This window comes from Actinoplanes sp. 13 (genome assembly GCF_056134165.1).
Map to the genome: position 1 here is coordinate 24658 of NZ_JBVYOQ010000007.1, position 25394 is coordinate 50051.

General features: G+C 69.3%; 21 protein-coding genes. 12 read left to right on the forward strand and 9 right to left on the reverse strand.

Features of this window, described 5'->3' with window-relative positions:
* The first annotated feature begins 20 nt into the window (after nucleotides 1-20).
* A complete protein-coding gene (locus AC0NH5_RS16525) occupies nucleotides 21-494 on the forward strand; it encodes an LIC_13387 family protein (protein WP_474404487.1) in 474 nt (157 codons plus the stop codon).
* Between the two features lie 113 nt (nucleotides 495-607).
* On the forward strand, nucleotides 608-829 hold the full coding sequence (locus AC0NH5_RS16530; RefSeq protein WP_474404489.1) for a hypothetical protein: 222 nt from the start codon (nucleotides 608-610) through the stop codon (nucleotides 827-829).
* Nucleotides 830-896: 67 nt separating this feature from the next.
* On the opposite strand, the gene AC0NH5_RS16535 is transcribed toward AC0NH5_RS16530, so the two are convergent.
* Both AC0NH5_RS16535 and AC0NH5_RS16540 read right to left on the reverse strand, forming a co-directional pair.
* Entirely contained in the window at nucleotides 897-3128 is a 2232-nt protein-coding gene (locus AC0NH5_RS16535; RefSeq protein ID WP_474404491.1) for a putative bifunctional diguanylate cyclase/phosphodiesterase, read from the reverse strand.
* Nucleotides 3129-3390: 262 nt separating this feature from the next.
* A complete protein-coding gene (locus AC0NH5_RS16540; RefSeq protein ID WP_474404493.1) occupies nucleotides 3391-3915 on the reverse strand; it encodes a GAF domain-containing protein in 525 nt (174 codons plus the stop codon).
* Nucleotides 3916-4147: 232 nt separating this feature from the next.
* On the opposite strand from AC0NH5_RS16540, the gene AC0NH5_RS16545 reads away from it, so the two are divergent.
* Entirely contained in the window at nucleotides 4148-6850 is a 2703-nt protein-coding gene (locus AC0NH5_RS16545) for an ATP-binding protein (RefSeq protein ID WP_474404495.1), read from the forward strand.
* Nucleotides 6851-7193: 343 nt separating this feature from the next.
* Here the strand turns inward: AC0NH5_RS16545 and AC0NH5_RS16550 are convergent, their stop codons facing one another.
* Both AC0NH5_RS16550 and AC0NH5_RS16555 read right to left on the reverse strand, forming a co-directional pair.
* The gene (locus AC0NH5_RS16550) at nucleotides 7194-8162 is read right to left on the reverse strand and encodes a right-handed parallel beta-helix repeat-containing protein (RefSeq protein WP_474404496.1); all 969 of its coding nucleotides are present in this window, start codon (nucleotides 8160-8162) and stop codon (nucleotides 7194-7196) included.
* 275 nt (nucleotides 8163-8437) lie between these two features.
* Nucleotides 8438-9772, reverse strand: a complete 1335-nt coding sequence (locus AC0NH5_RS16555) for a glycoside hydrolase family 6 protein (protein WP_474404498.1) — start codon at nucleotides 9770-9772, stop codon at nucleotides 8438-8440.
* 605 nt (nucleotides 9773-10377) lie between these two features.
* Between AC0NH5_RS16555 and AC0NH5_RS16560 the strand changes: the two genes are divergently transcribed.
* A complete protein-coding gene (locus tag AC0NH5_RS16560) occupies nucleotides 10378-11046 on the forward strand; it encodes a VOC family protein (protein ID WP_474404499.1) in 669 nt (222 codons plus the stop codon).
* 238 nt (nucleotides 11047-11284) lie between these two features.
* Here AC0NH5_RS16560 and AC0NH5_RS16565 read toward each other — a convergent pair whose 3' ends face one another.
* Nucleotides 11285-12256, reverse strand: coding sequence for an aldo/keto reductase (locus tag AC0NH5_RS16565; protein WP_474404501.1), 972 nt, complete (start codon nucleotides 12254-12256; stop codon nucleotides 11285-11287).
* Between the two features lie 161 nt (nucleotides 12257-12417).
* On the opposite strand from AC0NH5_RS16565, the gene AC0NH5_RS16570 reads away from it, so the two are divergent.
* Nucleotides 12418-13023 carry a TetR/AcrR family transcriptional regulator gene (locus AC0NH5_RS16570; protein ID WP_474404502.1) on the forward strand — a complete coding sequence of 202 codons (606 nt, stop codon included), beginning with the start codon at nucleotides 12418-12420 and terminating at the stop codon, nucleotides 13021-13023.
* A gap of 171 nt (nucleotides 13024-13194) precedes the next feature.
* Here AC0NH5_RS16570 and AC0NH5_RS16575 read toward each other — a convergent pair whose 3' ends face one another.
* The gene (locus tag AC0NH5_RS16575) at nucleotides 13195-13548 is read right to left on the reverse strand and encodes a putative quinol monooxygenase (RefSeq protein ID WP_474404503.1); all 354 of its coding nucleotides are present in this window, start codon (nucleotides 13546-13548) and stop codon (nucleotides 13195-13197) included.
* A 468-nt stretch (nucleotides 13549-14016) separates the two neighbouring features.
* Between AC0NH5_RS16575 and AC0NH5_RS16580 the strand changes: the two genes are divergently transcribed.
* The 5 genes from AC0NH5_RS16580 (at nucleotide 14017) to AC0NH5_RS16600 (ending at nucleotide 18702) form a co-directional block, all read left to right on the forward strand.
* Nucleotides 14017-14469, forward strand: a complete 453-nt coding sequence (locus tag AC0NH5_RS16580) for a lamin tail domain-containing protein (RefSeq protein ID WP_474404505.1) — start codon at nucleotides 14017-14019, stop codon at nucleotides 14467-14469.
* 225 nt (nucleotides 14470-14694) lie between these two features.
* Entirely contained in the window at nucleotides 14695-15432 is a 738-nt protein-coding gene (locus tag AC0NH5_RS16585) for a methyltransferase domain-containing protein (RefSeq protein WP_474404507.1), read from the forward strand.
* Nucleotides 15429-15782 carry a hypothetical protein gene (locus AC0NH5_RS16590; RefSeq protein ID WP_474404509.1) on the forward strand — a complete coding sequence of 118 codons (354 nt, stop codon included), beginning with the start codon at nucleotides 15429-15431 and terminating at the stop codon, nucleotides 15780-15782. The genes AC0NH5_RS16585 and AC0NH5_RS16590 overlap by 4 nt, the downstream gene beginning before the upstream one ends.
* A complete protein-coding gene (locus AC0NH5_RS16595; protein ID WP_474404511.1) occupies nucleotides 15782-16585 on the forward strand; it encodes a nitroreductase family protein in 804 nt (267 codons plus the stop codon). The genes AC0NH5_RS16590 and AC0NH5_RS16595 overlap by 1 nt, the downstream gene beginning before the upstream one ends.
* A 101-nt stretch (nucleotides 16586-16686) precedes the next feature.
* On the forward strand, nucleotides 16687-18702 hold the full coding sequence (locus AC0NH5_RS16600; RefSeq protein ID WP_474404512.1) for a SpoIIE family protein phosphatase: 2016 nt from the start codon (nucleotides 16687-16689) through the stop codon (nucleotides 18700-18702).
* Here AC0NH5_RS16600 and AC0NH5_RS16605 read toward each other — a convergent pair.
* On the reverse strand, nucleotides 18674-19627 hold the full coding sequence (locus AC0NH5_RS16605) for an SDR family NAD(P)-dependent oxidoreductase (protein WP_474404514.1): 954 nt from the start codon (nucleotides 19625-19627) through the stop codon (nucleotides 18674-18676). The two genes, AC0NH5_RS16600 and AC0NH5_RS16605, sit on opposite strands and share 29 nt — an antisense overlap.
* A gap of 108 nt (nucleotides 19628-19735) precedes the next feature.
* Here AC0NH5_RS16605 and AC0NH5_RS16610 point away from each other — a divergent pair, with 108 nt between their 5' ends.
* Nucleotides 19736-20404 carry a TetR/AcrR family transcriptional regulator gene (locus AC0NH5_RS16610; protein ID WP_474404516.1) on the forward strand — a complete coding sequence of 223 codons (669 nt, stop codon included), beginning with the start codon at nucleotides 19736-19738 and terminating at the stop codon, nucleotides 20402-20404.
* Here the strand turns inward: AC0NH5_RS16610 and AC0NH5_RS16615 are convergent, their stop codons facing one another.
* Nucleotides 20405-21958 (reverse strand): diguanylate cyclase domain-containing protein, encoded by a 1554-nt coding sequence (locus AC0NH5_RS16615; protein WP_474404518.1) that lies wholly within the window; start codon nucleotides 21956-21958, stop codon nucleotides 20405-20407.
* A 143-nt stretch (nucleotides 21959-22101) separates the two neighbouring features.
* Between AC0NH5_RS16615 and AC0NH5_RS16620 the strand changes: the two genes are divergently transcribed.
* Nucleotides 22102-23580 (forward strand): diguanylate cyclase domain-containing protein, encoded by a 1479-nt coding sequence (locus AC0NH5_RS16620; RefSeq protein ID WP_474404520.1) that lies wholly within the window; start codon nucleotides 22102-22104, stop codon nucleotides 23578-23580.
* Here AC0NH5_RS16620 and AC0NH5_RS16625 read toward each other — a convergent pair.
* The gene (locus AC0NH5_RS16625; RefSeq protein ID WP_474404522.1) at nucleotides 23525-25357 is read right to left on the reverse strand and encodes a LamG-like jellyroll fold domain-containing protein; all 1833 of its coding nucleotides are present in this window, start codon (nucleotides 25355-25357) and stop codon (nucleotides 23525-23527) included. The genes AC0NH5_RS16620 and AC0NH5_RS16625 overlap by 56 nt on opposite strands.
* Between the last annotated feature and the right edge of the window lie 37 nt (nucleotides 25358-25394).

Consider the following 25394-nt stretch of genomic DNA (forward strand, 5'->3'; position numbering starts at 1 on the left):
GATGACGAGAGGACGAGTCGATGACTGGTCAGGACAGGCTGCGTCGCCGCGAGAGAACGGCAGCGCGCGTCGGCGGGTGGGTCTACGTGCTGACCGGGACCGGTCACCTCATGCTCGCGAGCCTCATGCCGTCCACGGGTGACATGCCCGCCGTCGAGCGTCAGATGGAGCAGGCACGCTTCCCGATGCCGCCGAGCCACAGCGTCGCCGACCTCATGCAGGGCTTCAGCGTCGCGATGGCCGTTCTTCTGGTGGCGTGGGGCGCGTCGATCCTGCTCATGACACGCCACGGCCGCGCCGCGCAACGGGCGCAAGTTGCTCTCATGCTGGCGCTGTCACTGGCACTGCTGGTCACGGCAGGGTTGCTGCTGCCGGCTCCTCCGATCATCCTCATGACGATCGCGTCCGTAGCGTTCGCGGTGGCGCTGCATGCGTCGCGCCGTGCGGCCCCGCCGAGGATCCACGGTGCAATCCCGGAGGCGGTGGGGCACTAGCCCGTCAGCCGGATCGGCGGCGCTAGCGAAGCTACCGTCCGCCTTCGTCTCGATCTCGGCCCCAGGTGAAGGCTTCATGAACGTTTCCGAGATCGGGGGAGGTCACCGCGGCAGTGGGTACGACGGTGGTCATGACACTCCCCAATCACGATCTGAGCAGCGTCGCGGACCCCGGCTCCATGGATCCCGAGGCCATGACTGAGCCTGACAACGGTAATCCGGGCGACCTGGACCACGATCATCAACAGCTCGCCGAGGACGGCGAATCGGGAACGCCTGGCGTGGCCGCCGACAGCCCCGCTGTTCAAGGCAGCCCGGTCGGCCCACCCGACTGAATCGAGCCGATTGCGTGCGCGCTGGACGTCCGGCGTCCTGGCGACGGGTTCAACGCGCCGAACGGCTTCACGCCGCGTTGGTGTCTACTGCCTTTCCCGTACCGCTCAGCAGCGTGTCGATGGATCCGGGCTCCACCGGCCGGCCGAACAGGAAGCCTTGGCCGTAGTCGCATCCGAGCTGCTGCAGCATTTCCCATTGCCGGTCGGTTTCGATGCCTTCGGCGACGGTGTGCAGGCGCAGGGCCTGTCCCATGCTGACCACCGCGTCGACGAGGGCCTTGTCGTCGGTGTCGGTGGCGACGTGGGAGATGAACGCGCGGTCGATCTTGAGTACGTCGACCGGGAGGCGCTTGAGGTAGTTCAGCGAGGAGTAGCCGGTGCCGAAGTCGTCGATGGCCAGGTGCACGCCGAGGTCGCGGAGCGTCTGCAACGTGGCGATGGCCGACTCGATGTCCTGCAGAAGCATCGACTCGGTGAGTTCCAGGGTCAGGCAGTCGGCCTCGATGCCGGCCTGTTCGATCGCCTCACGAACGTCATCGACCAGGTGGGGGTACTGGAACTGGCGGGCTGAGAGGTTCACGTTCATCTTGAGGCCGTGGGCGTCCGGGGTCTGCTGTTGCCATCGGGCGAGTTGCCGGCAGGCCTGCTGCAGCACCCACCGGCCGAGCGGGACGATCAGGCCGCTCACCTCGGCGTTGTCGATGAAGTGCTGAGGGCTGAGCAGCCCTCGTTCCGGGTGCTGCCAGCGGACCAGGGCCTCCACGCCGACCAGCTGCTGAGTGGGCAGATCCACCACCGGCTGGTAGTGCACCACGAACTGCTCGCCGGCCAGGGCCTGTTCCATCTCCAGACGCTGCTGGGCTTCGTCGAGAACGCTGGCGTACATCGCCGGGTCGAACAGCGCGCAGGCGTTGCGGCCCTGCCGTTTGGCGGCGTACATGGCCAGGTCGGCGTTGCGCAGCAACTCCTCGCCGCTCAGATCGTCGCCCTCGGAGTCGCTACCGGCGACACCGATGCTGGCGGTGCAACGGATGTCGCGACTCGCCAGCCGGATCGGCTGGCGCAGTTCCTGCAGCAACCGTTCGGCCATGGCGCCGGCGTCGCGGCCGTCGAGGTCCTCGATCAGCACGGCGAACTCATCGCCGCCGAGGCGGGCCAGGGTGTCGCCGGGGCGCACGTTGCCGCGCAGCCGGCCGGCGATCGTGGTGAGCAGTTCGTCGCCGGCGCTGTGTCCCAGGTTGTCGTTGACGTCCTTGAAGTCGTCCAGGTCGATGAGGATCAGCGTGACGTCGGCGCCGCGGCGTGCGGTGGCGTGCTTCAGCCGGTCACGAAACAGCGCCCGGTTCGACAGGCCGGTCAGTGAATCGGTGAATGCCTGACGGCTGAGCTGGTCCTCCAGTGCCTTGCGCGTACCGATGTCGCGCATGCTGATCACTATCGCCTGCAGATCGGGGTCCTGCAGGCAGTTCGTCCCGATGACGTCGACGACCGCCCAGGAGCCGTCCCGGCGACGCAGCCGAGCCTCGGCCTCGGACGTGGTGGCAGGCGCCGACGACTGCAGCGCGGTCATCCAGCCGCGGATCTTCGGAAGATCCTCCGGGTGTACGAGCGTGCCGAGCATGGCGCCGGTGACGGCGGCCGGCGAGTAGCCCAACACGGTCTGCATCGACGGGCTGGCGTATCGCACGTCACCGTCCCCGCTGACGGCGATGACCACCTCGGGGGAGTTCTGCAGCAGGGCCTCGGTGCGCCGCTCCGCCGCGCGGCGACGGTTGTCGAGCCGGCGGCGGTTGTGAGCCATGATGGCGCTGACCGTCACCACACTGGCCATGACCGAGGTCATGCCGACGACGAGCACCGTGCCGGTAGCCAGCGCATCGCCCAGGAGAACAAGGTAACCGGCCAGCGTCACCATGCCGAGACCGATCACGGCCGCCGCGGAGTACAGGGCCGCCGCCATCACGATGATCAGCATCCCGCACGGCAGGTACAGGACCACACCCATGGGATCGGTCTGCGCGAACAGCACGAGAACGGGTATCTCCAGCACCCACCAGCTGAGCAACCAGGTCCGTACCCGGTGGCTGCGCACCCAACGGCGCCAGGGCAGCGTCCCGGCCAACGCCTGCACCGCGGCTGCGACAGCGATCGGCACGGCCCACCACTGCCGCTCCGGCGCCCAGTTGAGACTCACCTGGACGACGCCGAGAACGGTGACGACCGCCGCGATGACCGCACCGAGCCGAATCTGCCGAGTCCAGTAGTCGGCTTCGGGGTCATCGATACGGGACAACGGCATGATCACACCATCGGCGCCGGTGGCCTCCGGCTGAGGCATCCCGGATTAGCGGGTCCGGGCGGACAAGAAGACCCGCGCCACCGTCGTCCACGACGGCCTGGCTCCGCAACGCGCACGCCCGGCCCGGCGCCGAACGCGCCGAATGCCCGCGGCCGTCGCCGAGGCAGCCGGACGCCACGTCGTGCACGCACCGGAGAAGATCGAACACGCCCGGCTTCTCAAGGCCAGGGCGACCTCGCCGTGATCGCCCGGCAGCAGCTGCTCAGTAGTGGGCGTCGGTGGTGGCCTGCAGCAGCGAGACCGCCTGGGGAGCCAGGTGGGTCAGGATGTCCAGGTCAGTCGGGGTGAACATGGCGGGCTGCCCGGCCAGTACACACAACGAGCCGACGGCCTGGCCGTGCAGACGCAACGGCACTCCGGCGTAGCTGCGTACCCCGGTGACCATCACCAGCGGGTTGGCGGTGTGCGCGGGTTCGTCGTGGGTGTCGCTGATCAGCAGGGGCGCGTCGTGGCGGACCACGGTGGCGCAGGGCGCCCACTCCGCGGGCATGCCACCGACTTCGGCGAGCCAGCCTTGCACCCCGTAGGTGGCGGTCAGGAGTCCGGCATCGTTGAGGATCAGCGAGACCGCCGCGATGGGTGCGCCCAGCAGTACGGCGACGTAGTCGATGTACTGCTGCAACGCCGCCGAGGGCTCGTCGGTGCGGGGGAGTAGTTGCGCTACCGCTTTCAGCCGCTCCGGGTGGAGCAGGGCGTCGACCGGCGTTCTACGGCAGCTGGTAAGCATGTGAAACCTTCCAAACTAGGGTCCCTCGACGCTATCGGCCTCGGGTCGCCGCGGAGGGTGCGGATCGACGGCAGAACGGTTGCGGGCGCTGGGTGCGGCACAGGCCAAGGGCGCGAACGCATCCGGGATGTGTAGTGCCACTCATGCCACCGCGCCCTCTCCCGCCGGTAGGTGGCCCCATCGGCTGTGACCGCTGCTCCCGTACCGCACCGCAATGACAATGGCTTCCTCCGTGCGGACTGCCGATGAGGTGGTCATGGCTTGGTGGGCGCGGTTTATACGGTCGGTTGCTGCGGTGACCGCGCTGGTGGTTGTCGTGGGGCTGCTGGTGTCGGCAACGGCTGGTGCGGCGCTCGCGGTAGCTCAGCGCGATGCCGCCCAGCAGCAGATGCAGCGGCGCGCGACGTTGGTCACCGAAGCGGTGTCGGCCGAGGCCGGCCGGTACGTCGACACGCTGCGTACCGTGGCGGCGGCGGTCGGCGCTTTCGAGTCGTTGACGGCCGAGAAGTTCGCCGGCGTCACACGCCCGCTGAGCGACATGGGGTTGGCTGGAGCCACCTCGATCGTCTTCCTCGTGCCCGCCCACGACGGTGAGATCGGGGCGGTCCAGGCGCTCTGGCGTACCCGCGGCCTGCCCGACCTGGTGCTGCAACCCGGCAGTAACGCCGACGAGCACATCTTCTCCGTGTTCAGCCAGCCCTTGGACGGCACCACCACCGCCCATCACGGCATCGACGTGAGTCAGGCAGCGGCGCCGACCCAGGCTCTGACCGAGGCCCGGCGCAGTGCTCGGCCGGTGGTGTCGGACCCCTACCAGCTGATCATCGACCAGAAACTGCCGCCGGAGCAGCGCCAGATGTCGTTCAGCCTGACCGCGCCGGTGTACGGGCCGGCCGCCGCCGACGGGCAACGGCCGTTTCGCGGCTGGGTACTGATGGGCCTACGCGGGCAGAACTTCATCGGCGCCACCCTGGACCGGGTGTCGCAGAACCTGGTCGACGTGACGCTGAGCGCCCCTTCCGCCGACGGCTCCTACCCGACGGTGGCCACCCAGCACGCAGCCGTCGACGGCGAGCGTGACCTGTCCAGCACCACACAGATCACCGTGGCCGGCCGGCAATGGCGGCTGCAGATCCAGGCTGCCGGCACGACCCTGCCCGGCGCCTCCACCGGCATGCCCACCCTGGCCAGCGGGGCAGGCGCCCTGCTCACACTCCTGCTGGCCGGGCTCGTCCACCTTCTGGCCACCGGCCAGGCCCGCGCCCGCGCCCAGGTCGAAACAGCCACGGCCGAGCTCACGGCCGCCGAGACGGCCGCCCGGCAGCAGGCCGACCTCCTCACAGCGATCATGGACGGCATCAGCGACGGTGTCGGCGTCGTCGACACCGACGGCGAGTTCCTGCTGCACAACCCTGCCGCCAAAGCCATCCTCGGCCTGTCCGACGACGTCGGCGGCACCGACAACTGGCAACAGCACTACGGCATGTACGACCCCGACGGCCACACCCCCTTCCCGGCCGGGCAGATACCGCTCGTGCGTGCCCTGGCCGGTGAGTCCGTCGACCGCGTCGAGCTGCTGATCCGCAACCCGGCCCATCCCGGCGGAGTCGTCATCAGCGTCTCCGCGCGCCCGCTGCACAGCGCTCACGGGCAGATCGGCGCGGTCGCGGTCTTCCACGACATCACCGCCCGCAAGGCCGCCGACGCCCAGCTCGCCGCCACCGCCGACGCCCTGCGCGACGAACTGCAAGCCCGCAACCGCGCCGAAAGCCGGCTCCGCGCCACCCACGACGCCCTGATCGAACAGAAGGCATACCTGGTACAGGTTCTCGACGCCATCGACGTCACCGTCATCACCTGCGACACCAGCGGCGCAATCGTGCACGCCAACCGCACCGCCCGCCGCGATCTGCCCGCCGACGCCGCGCACACCGTCGAGGCCGTCACCCCTCACGTCGGTCTGACTCGCCCCGGCGGCGTCCCGCCGGCCATCGGCGACACGCTGATGAGGGCGCTGCGCGGCGAGAACGTCGACGGCATGGAAGCCGTCATCGCCGCACCCGACGGCAGCCACAAGGCTCTGCTGCTGCACGCCCGACCGCTCACCGACGCCACCGGCACCATCGTGGGCGCGGTCGCCGCCTCCCACAACGTCACCGCCCTGCGCGAACGCGAAGCCGAGCTACGCGCATTCGCCGGCATCGCCGCGCACGACCTCAAAGCCCCGCTGACCGCGATCGCCGGCTACGCCGAGATCGTCGACGACGAACTTCCCGCCACCACCGACGCGTTCGTGCGCAACAGCCTCGACCGGATGCGGTCCGGCGTCGACCGGATGCGCCGGCTCATCGACGACCTGCTCGGCTACGCCACCGCCCGCGACGGGCACCTCAACCAACAGAACATCGACCTCAACGACATCGTCGCCGACGTGATCACCGAACGCACTGCCCACCTGCGCGCCGCCACCCGCGACGGCCAGCCGATGCTGTTCCCCGACATCTACACCGGCCCGCTCCCGATCGTGCACGCCGACCCGGCCATGATCCGGCAGCTGTTCGACAACCTCATCGGCAACGCCATCAAATACGCCCAGCCCGGCCAACCGGCCCGCATCGACGTCTCCGCCCACCACCGGCCCGACGACACCGGCTTGCGGGTGATCGTCGCCGACCGCGGCATCGGCATCCCCGACACCGAGAAACCCCACGTGTTCGACTCGTTCCGCCGCGCCGTGAACCATGGCAACCAGCCCGGTTCCGGACTCGGCCTGGCCATCTGCCGGCGCATCGTCGAGCGCCACCACGGCAGCATCGGCGTCAGCGACAACCCCGGCGGCGGCACCCGTATTCGCATCACCCTCCCCGCCGCCGCAGAACGCGAACCCGGCCCCACGTCGGCGCCCTCCGAGCAACGCGAGACGATCACCCACTGAGCCGCGCGGCGCGGTCTGAGGCTGCCCTTGTCTGCAGGGCCGGCTGTGCGCTGGTCGGCCCGGGTCCCGCGGCGAGCGCGGATGAGGCCCTCAGCCGGCTGCGGGCTTGTGACGTCGCGCCGCATCCGGCCAGCAGGTCTCGTCCGCACGACCCGACACGACCGCGGACCGTCCGGGCATCGGCGCACACGGCCGCTATCGGTCTGACTGCCCAGAGCCGCCATCGCCTGCCCGGCGGCGCGGGCCTCGGCGGTTCCAGGTCGGTGGCTTCCCGCCGAACTGGACGGAGTGGAACGGCAACGTGCCACCGCCGGCTACTGCATATACGGGTGCGCCTTTGCCGTCAGGCCGAGCCGTCGAGGTTGACCACCTTGCCGTTGAAGGTGTCCGTGCTGGGCCCCGTGGTACCGGGCCGGGACACCCCCCAGACCACCGTTGAGGTGCCCGCATCGGTGAGGATGAACTGCTCTGTCAGGCTGTCGGGCTGCGACTGGACAGCGCCGCCGATCGTCTGGTGAGCGGTGGTGCCCGCCACGTGGATGCCGACTTTGCTGCCGCCCCATGTGTATGCACTCATCAGGCTGGAGCTGGTGCAGTTCCTCAAGAGGAAGCCCTCGGTGGTGAACTCCTCGGCACCGCAGCTGGTGAGTGTGACCGCCTTGCATCCGTACAGGGCGTAGCCGCGTGTGCCGCCGTCGCATGCGCATCCCGTCAGGGATGAGTAGCTCACGGTGTCCAGCTCGTAGCCGTTCTTGGCGTTGTTGAGGGCGTAACACGCTTCGAAGACAAGGGAGGTCCCCGCTCTCACCTCGGTCGGGTCGCCGGCCAGCTTCGCCTTCGTGATGTAGAACCCGTTCCCGCCGTTGCCGACGGACTGAACTCGCGTGATCCTCGATGCGATCGGTGCGGCCAGGGCGACGCCACAGTCCCCCCACGACCTGGTGACGCAGTCCTCGATGGTGATGTTGGTGATGTTGGTGAAGGTCGTCGATCCTGCCGTACTCGTATCGGGGGCCAGGTAGATGCCTGAGCTACCTGCGGCCCCCTTGCCGACGAGGGTGACGCCCGCGATGGTCACGTAATTGACGGTCGCCGTGCTGAGCGAGGTGATGCCGTGGCCGGTGCCGACTTGGGTGATCTTGGTGGCGCCGGCACCGGATCCGATCAGCCTCTGATTGCTGGACATCACGATCGGCTCGTTGATGTAGAACTCGCCCGGAGCCAGAAGTACTTGAGCGCCGCCGCGTACGAGGGCGGTCTGGATGGCTTTGAGATCGTCTACGCCATCGGTCTTGCCGGTCGGCGTGATCATGACGGATCCCGCCGTTGCGGCCAGAGCCGCGGTCGGCCGTCCGAAGATCGCCCCGCCTGCCGCCAAGCCGGCTCCCGCAAGGGACCCGGTGATCAGGCCTCGACGGCCGCGCGAATGTCGGTTGTTCTCCGGTGCCATCCAATTACCCCTGTCTTGGCGAAGTCTCCACTGCTCGGCGACCCATGCCGCCGGCAGTTGATGCGTCGATACGGTCAGGCCGCTTGCCGTCCTGCGGTTGCGCGCGGACGTGGCGTGCTCGGATCGCAGAATCAGGCCTACGATCCGATGAGGCTGGTCGCGAGGTCGGGGCTGAAGGTGCCGGCCGGTGTCTTGGCGACGTCACAGGGTCCGTCGGAGTCGCCGGGCACTTTGATCCAGAGCAGCATCTCGGCGCCGTCACCGCCGAGCTGGCTGGGCGTGCCGAGGCGGCGTCCCGGCGGATTGCACCACTGTCCGGGCGTGCCGCCGTTACCGTTGCGGCTGGTGTCGACCACGAACGGCTTCTGGTAGCCGTTGACGGACAGGGCCGAGTTGACCCGGTTCGCGTACTCGACTGACGTGGTGGTGTCGAAGTAGTTCGAGACGTTGACCGCGAAGCCGTGCACGTTACGCAGGCCGGCGCCGTTGAGCCGGGCGGCCATGACGCTCGCCTCCACCCATCCGGCGTTCCCGGCGTCCAGATAGGCCCAGGTGTTCGGGGCACGATCGCGGAACTGCTCGGTGGCGAACGTGAGCATCCTGGTGCGGGCCTGAGCCTCGGCCGTGTCCATGCACTGGAAGTCGCCGAAGGCGTCCGGCTCGATGATGACGATGGCGGGCCGGTTGCCGATCGAGGAGGCGAACGCGGCGATCCACGACCGGTAGGCCGTCTCTCCCTGGACCCCGCCGCTGGAGTGCCCGCCGCATGCGTCACGGCCGGGAATGTTGTATGCCACCAGGATGGGCAACCGGTCAGCGGCGTCGGCCGCGCCCACGTAGCCGCCGACGGCGACGCCGATCTCGCCGCTCCAGCCACCGAACCACTTCGCCATCGGCTTCGTGGCGATCGCACTGTTGATGCGGGACGCGCGCGGATCGCTGGGGTTGGCGCGCACCCAGGCAGCCGGGTTCGAGCTCGGATCGACGTAGAAGCCGTTGGTGAGGCTCACCGGTGTTTCGGGCGCCTGCACCAGCGACACGTTGTCCAGGGTCAGCGAGAAGGCCGCGTTCCTGCCGACCTGGAACAGCAGTTGCCCGGTGCCGGCGGTGTCGAGCGTCGCGGTGAAACGGTACGAGTACCGGGCGGTCGTCGGAGTCACCGCGACCGTCTGGTTGAATGTGCCCGCGTACGGGGCGGTACCCGATTGAACCTTCGCCCAGATGGTGACAGCGGTGGAGGCCGACGCGTCGAAAGACAGAACGTAGGACGTGCCGGTGCGCACCGAGATGCCGCTCTGTCCTACGAGTGCGTCCCACGTTTCTGCGGTGCCGCCCGCAACATTCGCGACCAGGGTGCCGTTGACTGCCTTCGACGGCGCGTTCGCGGTGTGCCACCACCCGGCGGAACCGTTGCTGAAATCACCGTTGGACACCAGGTTCACCACCGGCGCCGCAGCATGGGCCGGTGCCATCTGCGGCACTGAAAGGGCGCTCCAGGCGGCAGCGACCATCAGGACAGCGGACAGGGATGATCGACGTGCCTTGTTCACTTCACTCCCCGTGGATACGCGTGCGCGCCGCCACCAGCATCGGGGTGCATCGATAGACCCCGACCGCGGCGTCGATCAAGCTACCCGATCTCCATCGATCGCGATGCCCCACTCCGACGTGGACGCCGACAGCCCACCGCGCCTGGGCCGTGAGCCGCTGGGGAAACCCTCAGCTGACGCGATCAGGCATCCTCATCCGGCACCCGTCACATGGCTCCGGGGTACGCCGGCAAAGTGGCCATAGCAACATGACGCCTGCGAAATGCGCGTCGCCGGTGAATGGACCGCCATTCCTGCAGGGAAGCTCAGCATGGAATCGAGCCGACCCGAGCGTCATCGGTGTCGGCATGCGGCACATGGACGAGCACCGCCGGCGGCACGCGGGCCGTGCTCGATAATCATGCTCACCACTGGGGCGCCGTCGCAAACTACCGGCACACCGCAAAGGATGACAGTCATCGGTCGACATCCTCCCGCGACGGCGGTTCCTCGATCGCGTTGTCATCTGCTGCGGTATTTTGCCCAGCATGAAACCCCAGGTCGCCGCGGCCGTTCCGGTGTGTTACGTCCGTGATCTCGAGTTGAGTCGGCGTTTCTATGCCTGTTTCGGTTACACCGAAGTGCGTGCAGGTGACGACGGCGCGTCCCGTTGGTCGCACCTGCAGTGCGGAGAGCATACTTTGCTGCTCGCTTGTGTCCGGCCGCTGTTGGTCACGGTAGAACTCCCGCTGTTGATCTACGTCTACGTCGAGAACCTCAAGGCGGTACAGGTCCGCCTGGACGAGGCGGACCATCCGTACGAGTTGGTGGGCTACCCAGATCACGCCCCGGGTGGCGAACTCAGTGTCAAGGACCCGGACGGGAACGTGGTGCTGGTCGGGCAACGAACAGCGATCGCGGCGCACGCGCGGGAGGAACCGACCGCAGCGGCCGTCCGAGTCTCCCTGATCAGGCAGGCAGCGGAGGCGGTCAGCCGGCGTGGCGGCGCACCGGTGTCGTGTCAGATCGGTGCCGCCGACGGCGGCCCCTGCGGCCGGCCGGCAGAACTGAAACTTGCTGACTCGTGGGGCGACACCGTGTGGGGGTGCACCCTGCATGCTGAGGAAGCGTTGATCAACGCATCCAGTGCGTTCATCGCCGCTGAGGACGCCGCCGGGCTCGGTCAGTGGCTGCGCCACCGTCATCGCGAAAGGTAGCCGAGTGGCCCGTGTGGCCAAGAGCGGTGCCACGGCCGACCTAGGTGTCATAGGCGGCGGCCGGCGTCATGAAGACGTAGGCGGCAGTGCTAGGAGGCGACCGCCGGTTCCGCGGTCCGGCGCTGGTGAAGCCATTCGCCGAAGGCGTCGTCGGTGATGGGCCGGGGGATGTGGTGAATGAAGTCGTCTTAGGCGCGCGCCGCGCCGCCTCTGGTGACGACTCCGGGTGGCGATCCGCTCAGTGGTCGAGGGCGGCCATGTTGGCTTCGTCGTAGCGGTCGCCGGTGGCCGGCGTCAGCTTGTCCAGCCGGGCGATCTGGCCGTCGGTGAGGTTGATGCGGTCGGCAGCGGCGTTCTCCTCCAGCCGGTCGATGCGCGTGGTGCCGGGGATGGGGGCGATGTCGTCGCCCTGGGTGAGCAGCCAGGCGAGGGCGACCTGCGCGGGCGTGGCACCGGCCTCGGCCGCGACGGCGCGAACCTCGTCGACGATGCGCATGTTGCGTTCGAGGTTGCCGCCGGCGAAGCGTGGGTTGGTACGGCGCCAGTCGTCGGCGTCGAGGTCGTCCAGCGTGCGGATGCTGCCGGTGAGGAACCCGCGACCCAGTGGGGAGTACGGGACGAGGCCCACACCGAGCTCGCGCAGGACCGGCAGCACCTCGGCTTCGGGGTCGCGGACCCACAGCGAGTACTCGGACTGCACCGCGGCGATCGGGTGAACGGCGTGCGCCCGCCGGATCGTCGCCGGCCCTGCCTCGGACAGTCCGATGTGACGGATCTTGCCCTCGGTTACCAGCTCGGCCAGCGCCCCGACGGTCTCCTCGATCGGCGTGTCCTGGTCACCCCGGTGCTGGTAATAGAGGTCCAGGTGGTCGGTGCCGAGGCGGCGCAGCGATCCCTCCACCGCGAGCCGGACGTTGGCCGCGGTGCTGTCGTTGCCCGGGCGGCCGGTGTGCGAGATGTGACCGAACTTGGTCGCGAGGACGACCTCGTCCCGGCGTCCCTTGATGGCGCGGCCGACCAGTTCCTCGTTGAGGTAGGGGCCGTACGCCTCGGCGGTGTCGATGTGGGTGACACCGAGGTCCAGGGCCCGCTGGATGGTGCGGATCGACTGGTCGTCGCGCTGGCCGGCGCCGGTGTAGAAGGCCGACATGCCCATGGCACCCAGGCCGATGCGGGAGGTCTCCAGGCCGCCGAGCGAGGTGGTTCTCATCGTGGTGATCCTCTTTCTGTGGTGACCGCGACCGCTTTAAGTTCCGGTCGGTACAGAACGCTACCACATCTGGACCGATCGGGAGTAAAGTCGTCTGTGAGGTGGGAGACAGCTGGCCGCAGGGGCCCGCCGACCCTGTTGACCCCGAGGAGGATGCCGTCATGAGTGGATCCCGGAGCACAGTGTTCGGCCGCCCCCGGGAGTTCGACGTCGACGAGGCACTGGAGCGGGCCATGCAGGTGTTCTGGGCCCGGGGTTACGACGGCACCAGCCTCACGGACCTGACCGGCGCGATGGGGATCACCAAGTCGAGCATGTACGCCGCCTTCGGCAACAAGGAGCAGCTCTTCCGCAAGGCCGTGCAGCGCTACGCCGAAGGGCCGGCCTCCTATGCGACGCGCGCCCTGCGGGAGCCCACCGCGCGCGCGGTGGCCGAGGCATTCCTGCGGGGGGCCGTCCGGACGACGACGTCACCCGGCCGCCCGGCGGGGTGCCTGTCGGTTCAGGGTGCGCTGGGGCTGAGCGAGCAGAGCCGGCCGGCGCACGACGTGCTGGCCAGTTGGCGCATCGACGCGGGCGACCAGCTCGAGGCGCGCTTCCGGCGCGCCGTGGAGGAGGGTGACCTCTCGCGTGACGCCGACCCCGGGCGCCTGGCCCGATACGTCATGACGATGGGGTTCGGCATCGCCGTGCAGGCCGCGAACGGTCTCGGGCCCGACGTGCTCGACGAGATCGTCGACACGGCACTGTTCGCCTGGCCGACGTGACCACCGCGCATCGTTCCGGTGTTGAGCGAACGGCCCTTCGCCGTCAATCTGGCCGAGGCCGAGGAGATGCAAGGCGCCGCCCGCGACACGCGTACCTTCATCGGGCTTCATGGGCGTTTCTCGCCCGCCGAGCCCCGTCGCCGGGTGGCGACGAGGCTCGGCGGAGCCTTCTCAGACCAGCGCGCGCACCCACTGGGCGTCCGAGAAGTCCAGGGTTTCGGCGAAGCGGCCGAGGTAAGGGAACAGGGCCGGGTTCTCGATGTGCCGGCGCAGGTCCGCACCGGTCGTCCAGCGCTCATTGAAGCGGTAGGAGCCGGTCTCGTCGGGGCTGTGGTAGATCGCGTACAGCTCGTAGCCGGGTTCCTCGCGGGCCGCGTCCATCACGGCCCTCATCGTCTTCTCGACCTCGCCGGCGTCCGCGTCCGGCTTGATTCGTGCCGAGCCCCAGAAGCCGACCGGGGTGGTGGACTCCAGCACCTCGGCGGGGGCGAATTCCTCGGCACGGAAGTGGTTGAGGTCAGACATGGTGGTGGCCTTTCTTGTTCGATCCCTTGCGGCCGCGGTAACAGCCACGCATCAAATGCTTGTCCGTCGCCGAGCGCCCGGCAAACTCCCCACAAGTTACTTACATCGAACTAGTAACTTGTCCTGGGACAGCTGTTGAAGCGTCGACGGGATCGGACAGCACGGCTGGCCGGCGCAGGCCGCAGGTCGTCGCACCCGGCATCGACAGCCGGGATGGAGGCCCTACCGGGACGACGACTACTGCTGCTGATGGTGCGCGGCGGTGGATCGGGTCGCTTCGCGTCATATCTGGCAGCGAACGATATCGACAGCGAATCATCGGCTGGCCGGGATGTTCCGCACGGTCATCACGCGGCAGCGATCGGCTGGCATGGAGTGCCCGAACACCGGAGCTGTCATGTGCTGCTCGGCACCGGCAGGCCGGAAGAATACGGAGCGCCCTTTCGCCAACCGCGAGGAGAATCCTGTATGCGCAAGTTCGTGGGTGCTGTAGCCGCGTTCGCGTTCGCCGCCGGCGGCATCGCCGTCACGGCCAACCCCGCCCAGGCCGCGCCGGCACTGCGGTTCCACTCCACCCAGTACGACTCGCCGGGCAAGGACACCCGCTCGAACGCGTCGCTGAACAAGGAGTGGATCGCTCTCGTCAACACCGGGAGCAAAGCGGTGAACCTCAAGGGATGGAAGATCGTCGACAAGTCGGCGACCTACACGCTCGGCAACGTCACCATCCCCGGCAAGGGCGGCAAGATCTATCTGCATACCGGGAAGGGCACCAACAGCAAGACCCACCTGTACTGGGGTCGCGGCAACTACGTGTGGAACAACACCGGCGACACCGCCACGCTGCGCACCAAGGCGGGCAAGGCCCACGACACGTGTACGTGGAAACAAAAGGCCGGCCGCACCAAGGTTGCCTGCTGACCTGCACATCCTGTTCCGGCCCGTCGCCTTCACGGTGGCGGGCCGGTTCCGTCTGCGGACACCGCGGGCTCTGTTCGGCGAACCGGTGCGGACAGTGCCCGGCGCCGGAACCGCATCGGCGGGTTTCTTCTTCTCGTCGCTGGAAAGCCCTTACGTCGAAGATCGGCGGACGCCGGCACCGCGAGACCTCGTGGTGCCGGGCGTCGAGAGGAGCGGAGCCGGCGGATGCTGACGGCCAAGGGCACGAAACGTGTTCAACCAGATGGTGGCGGCGGGATGGGCCGGCGGGACACCGTGTCGCAGGAGCTGATGGACGACCCCGACTGCGACCTCGACCGGCTGCAACGCACCTACCGGCAGTTCTCGACCGTGAACCGGCTCGTCTCGGGCTGGCAGCGGATCTACCGGCGATGGATCCGGCCGCGCCTGGACACCCACCGGCCCACCACCCTGCTGGACATCGGCTTCGGCGGCGGCGACATCCCCCGCGCCCTCGCGAGGTGGGCGGCTCGCGACGGCGTGCTTCTGCACGTGACAGCCATCGACCCGGATGATCGCGCCATCGCTCATGTGCGCGGGCTGCCGAACGCGGGCGTCGTTTTCGAACAGGCGTCGAGCGCGGAGCTGGTCGCCCGCGGGGACCGGTACGACCTGGTCACCTCGAACCACCTGCTGCACCACCTCGACACGGCGGCGCTGGCCGCCCTGCTGACCGACAGCCTCGCATTGTCGCGCCGACTGGCCGTTCACAACGACCTGTCCCGGACCCGCAGCGGCTACGGCGTCTACGCCGCCGCCACGCTGCCGTTCGCCCGCCGGTCCTTCATCCATCAGGACGGGCTGCTGTCCATCCGCCGCAGCTATCGGCGCCCGGAGCTGCAGGCAGCCGTGCCGACGGGGTGGCGCGTCACGTCGATGTTCCCGCACCGTCTGTTGCTCACCCACGAAAGAGAACACCCATGACCGGCTCTGGTACGACCGGACGAGCGACCCGGATCCTGGTGACCGCCGCCACCGCGAGCTACGTGGGCAACGGCGCTTTCGGCGCTGCTGTCGCCGCCGGTGTCATCGACAACAGCCGCATCCGCTGGCTGCACCACGCTTTGTTCATCGCCACGACGTCACTGACGGCGGTCGCGCTCGCGGCCAGCGCAATCGAGCGCCGGCCCGCCGGGCTCGCGCTGCTGCCGGCGGCCGCCTCGCTCACCGCTCTGCCGTACGCCGGTGGACAGCTTCGCCGGCATGTCGCCGTGGCCGGGTCGGCGGCGCCGGCGTTCGCGGCCGCTCTCATTTCCGCCTGGAGGAGTCACTGATGGAGTTTCTCGATGTGGTTCGTCGCCGCAGGACGACCAACGGTGCGTTTCTGCCAAACCCGGTCTCCGAGGAGCACCAGCGGCTCCTGATGGAGGTGGCGGGGCGCGCCCCGTCGCAGCTGAACAGCCAGCCGTGGCGGTTCGTGATCGTGGAGGAGCGCCCCACGATCGAGGCCATCGCGCGGATCAGCGGGGAGAGCATGACCGAGGCGATGTCCAACGGCACCTTCTTCGAGCGCTACAAGCCGTACTTCCGGTTCAGTAAGGAAGAGATGGAACGGCGGCGCGACGGCATGCTGTTCGACCGCCTGCCCGCACCGCTGCGCCCGTTCACCAGCCAGGTGTTCACCGCCCGGGGACAGAAGCTCATGAACGCCATGCGCGTCCCGCAGAGCCTGGGCGAGGAGAACCGCAAGCTCGTGGCCGGCTCGCCACTGCTGCTCGGCGTGATGCTCGACCGATCCGAGTACCGGCCCGGCGAGCTGTCGTCGTTCTACTCGGTGTTCAGCATGGGTGCGGCGATGGAGAACGTCTGGCTCACCACCGTCGAACTCGGCATGGGCATCCAGTTCATCTCTTTCCCGATGGAGGTCCCCGGCCGCTGGGACGAGATCGCCCGCCTGCTTCAGGTGCCGGACGAGCTGGAGCTGATGGCCGTGTACCGGCTCGGTTATCTGCCCGCCGAGCAGCGCCGGCCACCGATCGACTGGACCAGTGAGCAGCGCAGGCTGCCTTCGCAGTACGTCTTCCGCGGCACCTGCGCCACGCCCCAGGAAGGCTGGGACGAAAGAAGCCACGGATGAGACCGCCCACAGGTTTGAAGCGATTAGGTGGTGTGAACCCGGGCAGGCGATGATGCCTTTGGCGCGACGCGGCGACGCGCCCGAGGCAGGAGGTGGCGGGGGTGGGGGACTGGCTTCCCGACGCGCAGGTGCTCGCCATGCTCGACGCCGAACCGCAGGGCTGGGTGATCTCACGCGCGGTGCGCGACGGCGGCGTGATCGTCGATTTCGAGCTCGCCTACATCAACGACGCCGGTTGCCTGCTGCTCGGGCGCTCCCGTGACGAGCTGGTCGGATGTCATTACCGGCAGCTGTGGCCGGACACCGTGCACGACGGCACGCTGCCGTTCTACCAGGAGGTGGTGGAGACCGGTGTTCCGGCCGTGCGCTCGGTGTACTACGACCGCCCCACCGTCAGCGGCCATTTCGAGTTCCGGGTCGGCCCGTACCGCGACGGGATAATGGTTCGTTTCATCGACCTGCGCCAGGTCACCGTGTCACCGCAGTCGAGCGGCGGCGAGCGCCTGTACGACATGCTCGACACCGCGTTCGACGGGTTCGTGGTGCTGCGTCCCGTGCGGGACTCCGACGGGCAGATCGTCGATTTCGTCTGTGACTACGTCAACCAGCTCGGAGCGAAACTGACCGGCCGCAGCGCGGAGGATGTCGTCGGTCAGCCACTCAGCGAGGTCTCCGCCGAGAGCTGGGACAGCGGCCTGTTCGACATCTACCGCACGACCGCCGACACCGGGCAGCCGTACCGGCAGGAGCTCTCCTACCCGGAGATCAGCCAGGTGTGGGAGATCAAGGTCGGCCGCACCGGTGGCGGCCATGTCGCGGTGTCGTTCCGCGAGATCACCGAGCAGATCGACAGGCAGCAGCAGCTGACCGACACCGCTGCCCTGGCCGAGCAGGCCGCCGCCCGGGCCCGCAGCCTGGAGAGTGTGACCACGGCGCTGGTCGCGGCGAGCACGACAGCACAGGTCTATGCCGCTATCGGTTCGGTGCTCAGACCTTCCGCCGGCGGGCAGTCCCTGGCGTTGCTGTTGCGCCACGACCAGTCCCTGCGGTTGGCCTATCACGCCGGATACGAGCCTGAGGTCGTCGCTCACCTGCGGGAACTGCCCATCGACCATCCCTACCCGGCGGCCGTCGTGGCCCACGACGGCGAACCCCGCTATCTGACCTCGCTGGCGCAGTTCTACGCCACCCAATCCGGCGCGGCGACGGCGGTGTCCCCGGGGCAACGGCAGGCGTGGGCCTTCCTGCCGTTGACCGTCGCCGGCGAAGTGCTGGGCACGCTCGTCGTCGGCTACCGGCAGCCCCGCGACTTCGACGCCGAGACCAGGTCCACGCTGACGGCCCTGGCCGGCCTCGGCGCCCAGGCGCTGCAACGGGCGATGCTGTTCGAGACCAGCGTGTCGATCGCCTCCGAACTGCAGCACGCTCTGCTCCCGGCGGACCTGCCACACACGGCAGGGCTGCACCATGCCGCCCGTTACCTGCCGTGGACGCGCGGCGCCGAGGTCGGCGGTGACTGGTACGACATCATCGCCATCCGCGACGGTGTCGTCGGCATCGTCATCGGCGACGTCGCCGGGCACAACACCACGGCTGCGGCCGTCATGGGGCAGGTCCGCGACGCGCTTCGCGCCTACGCCCTCGCCGGGCACTCACCGGCCGACGTCATGCGCAACACCAACCACCTGATCCGCGCCCTGCGGCTGAACACCATCGCGACGTGCTGTTACCTGCAACTGAACGTCGCCGACGGCACCGTCACCGGGGTGCTCGCCGGACACCCGGCGCCGATCCTGCGTGACGGCCACACCACTGGCCTGCTCCAGCTCCCGACGCACGCCCCGCTCGGCGCATCCGACAAGGTCGTCTACCGCGAGAGCAGCTTCGTCTTCCCGCCGGCCGCGGTGCTGGTGCTCTACACCGACGGGCTCGTGGAGGACCGCAGCCATCCCATCGACCTGGGCCTGGACGAGTTGTGCGCAGCGGTGCGCAGCGCACCCGGCGGGAACCCCACAGACATCCTCGACCACATCCTGACCAGCGATGTGGGGCCCCGCCCTCGACGCGATGACATCGCGCTGCTGTGCCTCACCCGGGAATCCGCCGCGTCCAGCTGACGGGCGCCGGGTTGCGCTGGGACGTGACGGCGGGGAACCTCACGCCGGTGAGATCCTCCGAGACGGCCCACAGCCGCTGCTGGACGGCCACTTCGTACGACGCCGGGCTGGAGGTGACCAGCCGGGGGTGGCCCATGATCTCGTAGCGCCCGCCAGGGCCGTAGTACTGGCCGCCGAACGCGCCGGGGTCGGTGGCGGCGCGCAGGGTCGGCAGTGCGCCCATCGCCGGCGTCTGGGTGATCAGCGGCGCGAGCCAGGTGATCGGAAGCCGGAGGGCCGCGGGGGTGTTGCGGGCGAGCTCCGTGCTGGACAGGCCGGGGTGCGCGGCCACCGCGACGGTGGTGCCGTGCGGCGCGAGCCGGCGCTGCAGCTCGTAGGTGAACATCAGGTTGGCCAGCTTGGACCGGCCATAGGCGGTGACCCGGCTGTACGACCGCTCCGACTGCAGGTCGTCGAAGTGGATCGCGGCCCGGATGCGGTGTCCGGTGCTGCTGACCGTCACCACGCGCGAGCCGGGCACCGGCAGCATCAGGTCCAGCAGCAGCCCGGTGAGCGCGAAGTGGCCGAGGTGGTTGGTGCCGAACTGCATCTCGAAGCCGTCCCGGGTGGTCTGCTTCGGGGTGTACATCACGCCGGCGTTGTTGATCAGTAGGTCGATCCGGTCGAGCCGGGACCGCAGTGCCGCCGCCGCGGTCCGGACGGAGTCGAGCGAGGTCAGGTCCAGCGCCTGCACGGTCACGTCGCCGGTCATCCGGGCCGCGGCCTGTTCCCCCTTCTGGACGTTGCGCACGGCGAGCACGACGGACGCGCCGCGCTCGGCGAGCGCCTTGGCGGTCTCGTACCCCAGGCCGGTGTTGGCGCCGGTCACCACGGCCACTCGCCCGCGCTGGCCCGGGATGTTCGCCGTGTTCCACTTCTCGCCCATGCCAGGCTCCCCATCAATAGCGTACCGAAGGTATCTTGTGCCGACGACGCTAAAGTACCCCCGGTACGTTGTCAACGTACCGCAGGTACTTAAGTTAGGGTGGTGATCGTGACTTTCCAGCGAGCGCGAACCGAGGAGCAGCGGGAGATCCGCCGGCGGGCAATCCTCGACACGGCAGCGGCGATGCTCGACGAGATGCCCGTGGCCGCGGTCACCCTGAACGAACTCAGCCGCCGGGTCGGCCTGGCGAAGCCGAACGTGCTGCGCTACTTCGAATCCCGCGAGGCGGTGCTGCTGGAACTGCTGGACCACTTCCTGAAGCAGTGGCTGACGGACCTGGCCGGCGAGTTGGCCGACGGGGTCGACGCGAACCTGCCGATGGCCGAGCGCGCGACGGCGGTGGCCGAGGTCCTCAGCCGCTCCCTCGCCACCCGCGTGGTGATGTGTGACCTGTTCGGTGCACAGGTCAGCGTCCTGGAGCACAACGTCTCCGTCGAGGTCGTGGCACGCTACAAGCGCGCTTCCCTGGAACGCCTGACCACCATGACCGCCCTGCTCCGCAAACATCTGCCGGAGCTGGGCGAGAACGCGACAGCGTTCAGCCTGCAGACCATGGTGGTGGCCGGCGCGCTCCCGGCGTACAGCAACCCGCCACCCAGCCTGCAAGCCGCCTACCAGGCCGAGCCGGACCTGGCCGAGGTCCACCTGAACCTGACGGACGCTCTGCAGCTGTCGCTGACCGCAACCCTGCTGGGCGTGCTGCCCCGCCACAGGTGATCACAGGTGACGGCCGGCGTGGACCGCCGGGCCGCGACGCTCGTTCTTCGCCGCGTACATGGCGAGGTCGGCGTCGTGCAGGACCGCGTCCACCGGCCGGGTGCCGTCGACGGTTGCCGTGCCGATGCTGGCGCCGACATGCACCCGCGTCCCGCCGGCCTCGATCGGTTGCTCGACCGCGGTGGCGATGCGGGTCAGGAATGCCGGCACATCGTCGGGAACGCCGGCGGTGACGACGGCGAACTCGTCGCCGCCGAGCCGGGCCACCAGGTCGCCGACACGCACCGCCGTTCGCAGCCGTTGCGCGACCGCAACGAGTACGGCGTCGCCCGCGGCGTGCCCGTATCGGTCGTTGATCGGCTTGAACTCGTCGAGGTCGATCAGCAGGACGGCGGCACCGGCCGGTGCCGTGGCGAGGTGCTGCTGGAACAGGGCCCGGTTCGCCAGGCCGGTCAGCGGGTCGTGGAACGCCAGATGCTGCAGCCGCTCGGCGAGCCGGTCCCGTTCGGTCAGTGCCTGGCGCAACTCCGCGACCTTGCCGTCGATGGCGGTCAGCAGCCGGGCGTTGTCGATGAAGGCGGTCACCTGCCGGACCACGACGAACGCGGTGCTCACGCACACGCCGGCGACGGTGATCCACGCCTGCGGGATCAGGCCTTCGGTCGCGAGCACGCCGATCATCAGCGAGAAGGTGGCGCCGATGGCCGCGTACGGAAGCAGGCTGTACGGGCGCCGCCCGGAACGCCGTAGCTCGTGCGGGTTCTTGCGGGCCTGCAGCAGTTGCACCCGGGCGGCGGCGCCCAGCAGGACGACCACCGCGGCTGTGCAGGCGGATTCCCAGCCGAGCTGGTCGTGCTCGATGAGCCACGGCCGGGCGCCGCGAGTGACGCCCTCCACCGTGCAGGCGATGATGCCGAGCATGCCGGCCCAGAACGTGAACGGCGCCGCGGGGCTGCGCAGCAGCTTGATCCCGGCGAACACCGCGAGCAGGAACGACGTCGGCCCGATCAGCATCTGCAGGAGATGGCCGGAGCCCGTCGCCCCGCCGCTGGCCGACGCCATCGTCATGTAACAGCCGAACGTCGCCGCGGCGACCATCACGGTTGCCGTGTCCAGCCAGAATCGCAGCCGCTCCCGGCCGGAGTCGAGGCCCAGCGGACAGGTCAGCAGCACGGACACCACCGCCACGGTGCCGACGAGAATCGCCACCGAGTAACCCTGTCCGCCCAGGACCGCGGCGACGCCGCCGGGATCGCGGGCGATCACCGGGAGCTGCGTCACCACGCCGACGGCGAAACTCAACCCGGCGAAGCCCATCGCACCCCAGACCCGCCGATGCGCTCGCGACAACCCGGGCGTGTGGACCAGCCGCCATCCCGTGACGGCCATGAGCACTTCGACCGCTCCGGTGACCGGCCACAGCACCAGCAGCTGCACGGTGCGCCCGCCGAGCCCCGAGCCCAGGATCGCGACGCTCAGACAGCCGGCGACGGCCAGCACCACCAGGACCGGGTCGAAACGCCGGCCGGGCGGTGATGCGGCGATCGGGCTCATCAGTCCTCGTCAGGGTGACTAGTGGTGGCAATGCTGCGCACCATGGCTGATCGGCGGCGGAGCTGTGCGCTTGAGGGGTCCACCCGGCGAGGTTGCGATCGCGAGAAACTGTGATCAGTGGGCTTCGAGCCGATAGGTGTGGGGTGAGACGTGTTCCTGCGGCTGCCGTGCCCGTCGCCGCCGCGCTGATGGGTCTGCCTACCCTGGTGGCGCCGGAGACGGCTGCGGCGCAGCTGACATACACCGCCGCCTTCGGCGCGCTGGCGGTGTTCGCCTGGCTCGGGGCGCGCAGACGAGTCGGCCGCGCCCGCGTGGCGCACGGGCTGATCGCTGCCGCGCTCACCGTCTGGCTGGCCGGCGATCTGCTCTATTGGGCCCTGACGCGGCGGTACGGCGAGCTGGGCGACGTGTCCGCCGCCGACGTGTTCTGGGTGGCCGGCTATCCGCTGCTGGCGGCCGGCATGGTGCTGATGGTCCGGTTGCGCGCGCCGGGCCGGTTACGCGAGGCAGCCCTCGACGCGCTGGCGATGAGCGTCGCGGTGGCGGCCCTGGTGTGGCAGTACATGATTTCGCCGGAGATCGACGGGCCCCCGTCGTGGGGCACCCTGCTCACCGCGTTCTATCCGTTCGGGGACGTCCTGCTGTTCGCCGCGGCCGCCCTCGTCGTGCTGGCACCCGGCCGGCGCAGCGGACCGACCACCTATCTGCTGACCGCGCTCACCCTCACCTTGGCCGGCGACGTGGCCATCTCGGTCATGTCGCTGAACTTCGAGGCGTTCGACACCGCTCGGCTGGACCCGGTGCTGCTGCTGGCCAACGCCATGTTCGCCGCCGCTCTGTGGCACCCGGACGCCGCACAGCTCAGTGACGCCCCGCAGAGTGACCGGGAGCGCCTCCACCTGGCCCGGGTCGTCTTCCTCGGCGTCTCCCTGCTCACGCTGCCCGCACTCAGCACCATTCACGCCGGCGGGCGGGGGGTCGACCGACTGGCGACACTGACCGCCATGGGACTGCTGACGGGGATCGTGCTGAGCCGGTTCATGCTGGTCGTCCGCGAGCAGGAACGGGCACGTGACGCCCTCGCGCACCGGGCCAGCCACGATCAGCTGACCGGGGCGGTGAACCGGCCGGAGCTGCACGCACGGCTGGCCGCCGTGCTGCGGCAACCCGGCGGCCCGGCGCCGACGGTGCATTATCTGGACCTCAACGGCTTCAAACCGATCAATGATGAGTACGGCCATGCGGTCGGTGACTTCATTCTCGTCGAGGTGACCGCGCGACTTCGGGCAGCCGTGTCGGAGGGGGACACGGTGGCCCGGATCGGTGGCGACGAGTTCGTCGTGTTGTCCGAGGCGGCAACGGACCCGGAGACCTTGACCGAACGTATCCGCCGGGCGGTCACCGCCCCGTTGCGGTTCGGGCCGGACGACCTGCACGTGGGCGTCAGCATCGGTTGTGCGGTGGCGACCCCACCGGGCCGGTACACCTGCGACAGCCTGCTCGCCGAGGCGGACGCGAACATGTACCGCGACAAGATCGCCACCAGGTCGCCGGGCGTGGCTGCCGCTACCGGAAGCGGCCGGCCGGCAGGAAACGATCCGGCCGCAGCGCCCGCCCGGTGATCCGCACGTCGCCGATCCAGCCGTAGAAGCCCTGGTCGTACCGAAGATCGAACGACGTCCCGCCCAGCGTGAACGGCAGTCCCACCGTGGCGATGCCCCGCGCCGGCCGGGTGGGGTTGCGGGCGATCGGCGAACCGTTGACGTAGACGACGCTGCGCCGCCCGTCGTTCACCACCGCCACGTGCTGCCACACGCCCACCGGCACGGAATGGCTCCAGTGCGTGGGGTTGTGGTCGCCCTCGTGGGAGTACACCACGTACTGGACGAACCGCTCGGGGGAGAGGTTGAGGCTGCACGTCGGTTCCAGCGGCGACCAGCCACTCTGCTTGCCCGCGTCCCCGGCCCGCCCTTCCCAGCTGAACACCCCCATCCAGTTGTGGTCGCCGGTGAACGGCTCCGGCAGCTTCAGGAAGGCCTCGATGGTGTACCCGTCCAGGAACTTCATGCTGTTCAGCCCGGAGTCGGCAGCCGTCTGCAACAGGGCGCCGCGGGCCGGGACGCTCCCGCCGTCGAAGCGCAGGCTCGCGTGGGACGGCGCCCCCACGTGGTGCTCCGCCGACACCTGGAGGACCTCCGGCGCGCTGCCGGGCAGCCGCTTCACGGTCAGGTGGTGCCCGTTGCCGGACTGGTCGGGCACCGTGGCGCCGTCCGCCACCGACTGCCCCGCCGTGTCGAACCGCCAGTAGGCGACGGTGTGCCGGTCGACGACCTGCCGGGCGGGCCGTGGCGCGGGCAGGACAGGTGGCGCGAACCCGGCGAAGCGCCGGTCGAAGTCGATCTCCAGGCTGAACCGGTCGGTGTCCCCGGTCAGCTCGATGGTCTCCTGCGCCAGGGGCGTACGCCCGTGCGCATCCCCGGCCAGGAACCACGGCGCGAACGTCTCCACGTCGACCCGGTTGCGTACCAGATCGAAGTGATAGAGCCGGATCATGCTCGCGCCGCCGTAGTAGCGGTCCTGGTAGTTCGTGATGTGCACATGCACGTCGTGACCCGCGGCGTTGCGCAGCACGGCCCGCCCGGGCGGCCAGTAGTGCCCGTTGAGGGTGAGGAAGATCTGATCGTTGTCCTTGATCAGCCGGTCCCACAGCCGCCGGCCGTGCTGGGACAGGAACGCCTGACCGTCGTCGTCGGCGTAGGCCAGGTCGTGGGTGGTGACGATCGCCGGCAGCGTCGGGTGTTCGCGGAGCACCTCCTGCGCCCAGCTGAGCCCGCCGTCCGAGATCCGCCAGTCCAGCGCGAGGATCAGCCACTGCCGCCCGCCGGCGCTGATCCGGTGCGCGCTGTTGTAGCCGTCCGGCGTCGCCCCTAGGAAGCTCGGCCGGCCCCGGAACCGCGCCGGTCCGAACGTGCGCAGATAGGCCGAGTCGCCGCGCTGGTCGGTGCTGGACCCCGGCACGTCGTGGTTTCCGGCAAGCACGCTGTAGGGGAGCCGTCCGTCGATCGCGCGGAACGTGGCGCCGGCCAGATCGAGCTCCTGCTCGGTCCCGTGCTCGGTGATGTCGCCGAGGTGGGTGAGGAACGCGATGTTGTCCTCGGCCCGCTGCTCCAGCAGATAGCGGAAGGTCTCCCGCACCGGCGTGGGATCCGCGCTGTCGGCGTCGAACAGGTACTGGGTGTCCGGCAGCACCGCGAGCGAGAAGCGCGGGCTGCCGGCGTCGAAGCCGCCGCCCTTGCCGGAGGCGGCGGCGGGGGCCGGGGACGTCAATGCGGGCGCGGCGACCACGGCCGGCGCGGCCGAGGCGGTCAGCGCCGCCCTGATGAGGTTTCGTCGATCCACGCCGGACACCATCGTGGACCAACGGCAACAGCAATCT

Coding starts and splice junctions, on each gene's coding strand:
- AC0NH5_RS16525 (WP_474404487.1), top strand. CDS start 21: ATGACTGGTCAGGACAGGCTGCGTCGCCGCGAGAGAACGGCAGCGCGC.
- AC0NH5_RS16535 (WP_474404491.1), bottom strand. CDS start 3,128: ATGCCGTTGTCCCGTATCGATGACCCCGAAGCCGACTACTGGACTCGG.
- AC0NH5_RS16540 (WP_474404493.1), bottom strand. CDS start 3,915: ATGCTTACCAGCTGCCGTAGAACGCCGGTCGACGCCCTGCTCCACCCG.
- AC0NH5_RS16550 (WP_474404496.1), bottom strand. CDS start 8,162: ATGATCACGCCGACCGGCAAGACCGATGGCGTAGACGATCTCAAAGCC.
- AC0NH5_RS16555 (WP_474404498.1), bottom strand. CDS start 9,772: ATGGCACCGGCCCATGCTGCGGCGCCGGTGGTGAACCTGGTGTCCAAC.
- AC0NH5_RS16560 (WP_474404499.1), top strand. CDS start 10,378: ATGAAACCCCAGGTCGCCGCGGCCGTTCCGGTGTGTTACGTCCGTGAT.
- AC0NH5_RS16565 (WP_474404501.1), bottom strand. CDS start 12,256: ATGAGAACCACCTCGCTCGGCGGCCTGGAGACCTCCCGCATCGGCCTG.
- AC0NH5_RS16570 (WP_474404502.1), top strand. CDS start 12,418: ATGAGTGGATCCCGGAGCACAGTGTTCGGCCGCCCCCGGGAGTTCGAC.
- AC0NH5_RS16575 (WP_474404503.1), bottom strand. CDS start 13,548: ATGTCTGACCTCAACCACTTCCGTGCCGAGGAATTCGCCCCCGCCGAG.
- AC0NH5_RS16580 (WP_474404505.1), top strand. CDS start 14,017: ATGCGCAAGTTCGTGGGTGCTGTAGCCGCGTTCGCGTTCGCCGCCGGC.
- AC0NH5_RS16585 (WP_474404507.1), top strand. CDS start 14,695: ATGCTGACGGCCAAGGGCACGAAACGTGTTCAACCAGATGGTGGCGGC.
- AC0NH5_RS16590 (WP_474404509.1), top strand. CDS start 15,429: ATGACCGGCTCTGGTACGACCGGACGAGCGACCCGGATCCTGGTGACC.
- AC0NH5_RS16595 (WP_474404511.1), top strand. CDS start 15,782: ATGGAGTTTCTCGATGTGGTTCGTCGCCGCAGGACGACCAACGGTGCG.
- AC0NH5_RS16605 (WP_474404514.1), bottom strand. CDS start 19,627: ATGGGCGAGAAGTGGAACACGGCGAACATCCCGGGCCAGCGCGGGCGA.
- AC0NH5_RS16615 (WP_474404518.1), bottom strand. CDS start 21,958: ATGAGCCCGATCGCCGCATCACCGCCCGGCCGGCGTTTCGACCCGGTC.